General features: G+C 57.5%; 2 protein-coding genes. Both read left to right on the top strand.

What is annotated here, in order from left to right:
• On the top strand, positions 1-619 hold a 619-nt coding region (locus tag Q0C48_RS07175; protein ID WP_291522920.1), incomplete at its 5' end, for a type 4 pilus major pilin.
• Positions 619-1,326 (top strand): ATPase, T2SS/T4P/T4SS family (locus tag Q0C48_RS07170; RefSeq protein ID WP_291522918.1); only part of this gene is annotated, 708 nt, incomplete at its 3' end. The genes Q0C48_RS07175 and Q0C48_RS07170, both read left to right, overlap by 1 nt.

Below are 1,326 nucleotides of genomic sequence, written 5' to 3'. Positions count from 1 at the left end.
CAATCGGCTCCCTACATTTTACTGGAAATGGGGAGTTTTTCGAACTTCCCTGAAGTGGAATATAAAGCGGTTGATGGTTAAAAAAGGTTGCGTCATGCAGGGGACTCTGGATCATCCAGATGAAGCCGGGCTTTCGTCTGTGGAAATTGTGCTGGTGGTGCTGGCGGGTTTAATTCTGTTGGCGGCGGCGATCGTCGTGTACCAGAAATTTCAGAAGGACAATGAGTTGTCCGATGCGCTGTCCGGGCTGCAACTCCTGACGGCGGGCATCGAACAGGAATACCGGGGTCAATCCGCCTATACGGGCTTGACCCCGACGCTGGTGATTAACGCGCATCTGGCGCCGTCCTCTTTCGTTAGCGGCACGTCGCTGCAAAACCCTTGGGGCGGCGCGGGCTCGGTGTTGGTGGCACCAGCCACGCAAGGCTATGACATCACGTTCAGTAGCGTGCCGCAGTATGGATGTGAGGCGTTGGGTAAGCAAAACATGGGCGACTTGTTGTCGGTCACCATCAACGGCACGGCGTTGACCCCGAATACGGGCACGCCACCCGATCCTGCGAATGTCGACGGCGCCTGCACGTCGGGCACCAATACCTTGGTGTGGAACATCAACTGATGTTGCGGGATAACCGCTTCTCGGATCTGATCCTTGGCCCCGAAGGGGCCTGGATACGACCCCAGGAAAATACGCCACTGGCCAGCGACGAGGGTTGCACCCCGGCAGGGGGCGGTAACCAGGTAGGGTCGTCCTTGCCAGGGCTGCTGCCCATCCCGCCCTCCATGGAGGACGATGTATCGGCCATCCGGGAGATGATCGCTTCACAAAGGCCGGGCAAATTTTATATTCTTCGGTATGATGGACTTTCGTTGCGCGGGTCAAGACGTGAATCCATAGACGGAGAATGGCATTTTCTGCGGCGGGCGATGGAAGGAGAGATCCCAACGCTCCAGGAGCTTGGCGTCCACCGGGATTACTGCAGACTATTGTTGACCCCGAAGCTGGTTCGAGGCGGGGTGCTGGTGATTGGAGAACCCGGTTCCGGCAAAACCACCACGGCGTCCGCGATGGTCTCCGAACGGCTGTCGCTATTAGGTGGATTTGCTTTGACGCTGGAAAATCCACCGGAACTGCCTTTACATGGTGCGCATGGAAAAGGGATTTGCGTGCAGGTTCCCGTGGACGGCGATGACTTTGCGGATGCTTGCGCGCAGGCGCTGCGAGACGCTGCCGCCAATATGGTGCTGATCGGCGAGATACTCGATCCGCAAACTGCCGTGCAATTTGTGCGATTGTGCGTGATAGGCAAGCTGGTTATCAGTACG

The organism is Acidithiobacillus sp. (assembly GCF_023255755.1).
In the GTDB taxonomy this organism is placed as follows: Bacteria; Pseudomonadota; Gammaproteobacteria; order Acidithiobacillales; family Acidithiobacillaceae; genus Acidithiobacillus.
This window is presented reverse-complemented; position numbering and strand designations above follow the sequence as displayed.